Genomic DNA, 1,448 nt, shown 5'->3' on the forward strand with positions numbered 1-1,448 from the left:
TATCAGCCCCTTTTAAAATTAATTAAACTCATTTTTTGGAGTAGATAAGCTCAATATTAACGATTTTACTGCGATTTAACGTTATTTTATAGCGTTGATAAAGTATTTTATCTTCCTCAGTTAGCACAAGTACCATGTTTAATTGATAACGCCTTTCTACAGCCTGCTTAGAAATTTTATTACTGTCTAAATGATATAGCTTCCCTTCACCACGTTTTAAATAACGTGCAAATGGTGCAAGATTAAATTGTAGCGTGTGCTGTAGTGTATCGTAGCCGGGCAAAAATTCTTTCGCACTAACACGTGTCTCACTTGCAAAGTGTAACCACTGGGCAGCTTGTTTATTTTGTTGACGACGTTTTGAAAAAATAGATTTCACTTCTTTAGGTATTTTTTTAAAGCGCATGTATTCAAGCCAAATTAACTGACTCGCTACTTTGTCTTTGGTAATACTATTTTTAAAACTAAATCGCCACTTAGGTCGCCCTTGTACAATGGCTCGCCAAATCATACGTGTAATATCTTCTTTAAATATTTCACGTAGCCCGTATATAACACCTAAAATTAAAATAAGTGTCGCGGTGACTTCAGTAAACGTTGAGCGAGCATTGAGTATTACAACCATCACAAATGCCATGATAACGGCTGTAACAGTGCCTTTAACTAATCGCTTAAGGTAGCTGTTAAGAAACCGCGTTTGACGCTGTAATATTACGCCGTGCTCAATTAAGCGTTGTAACAAGCGCATTTTATTTGTTATTCGATTTGCGTCTTGCATGGTTGTTTCAGAGTTGTAGCTTTTCTCTGCTCGATACGTATTTTCGCTTTTACAAAACTGCAGTAAATCGTTACGCTCTTTTGCATAATCGCTACTACGTGGGCCTTCATCTAAAAGCTTTAAAAAAGATTGCTCAACATGCCAACTTAAATAGTTATCAGCATTGGTAAAAAATGGCAGTAGTTTTTCGTCATCTGGTGTGTAGCGACGCAGCTTTTTTAAAAGTCCTTCGCTTTGCTCATATACCTCGTTAGCACGTTTATAAAAATCTTCTGCCTCATCAATTTTTAACGCGTCTTTTATATCGGCATCAAGGGCTAAACGTACTTGGTAACAAAATAAATTAAGATTTTGCCGGTAATCTTGTTGCTCACCTTTGTTTTTACTAACAAAACGGCTTCGCACTAAAGGCAAGTGTATATTGTTAGCGTTATACGCTAGGTGTGATTTAAAGTGGTTATTAAAGTAAGATTCTTCGGTAAGTGTTTGCGGATTGATCCCCATTTCATTAGGGATAGAAAAATACAGATCTATGCGCTGTTCAGAACGAGGAGTTAGTTCTGGTTCAATGACAAAAGATAAGTTTTCATCTTGTTTTAACAATCAGTTCTCCTTCTAAAATATCGTTTTAGTGTACTTGTCTCCTTTATTTTGTTCAATAAAAAAGGCT

Annotated in this window: 1 protein-coding gene; it reads right to left on the reverse strand. The window is 36.0% G+C overall.

The features are described 5' to 3' along the window. Positions 1-28: 28 nt before the first annotated feature. Positions 29-1,381, reverse strand: a complete 1,353-nt coding sequence (locus H5072_RS19360; protein WP_002961512.1) for a hypothetical protein — start codon at positions 1,379-1,381, stop codon at positions 29-31. Between the last annotated feature and the right edge of the window lie 67 nt (positions 1,382-1,448).

It is taken from the genome of Pseudoalteromonas sp. SR45-5 (assembly GCF_014163565.1).
GTDB classification, from domain to species: domain Bacteria; phylum Pseudomonadota; class Gammaproteobacteria; order Enterobacterales; family Alteromonadaceae; genus Pseudoalteromonas; species Pseudoalteromonas distincta.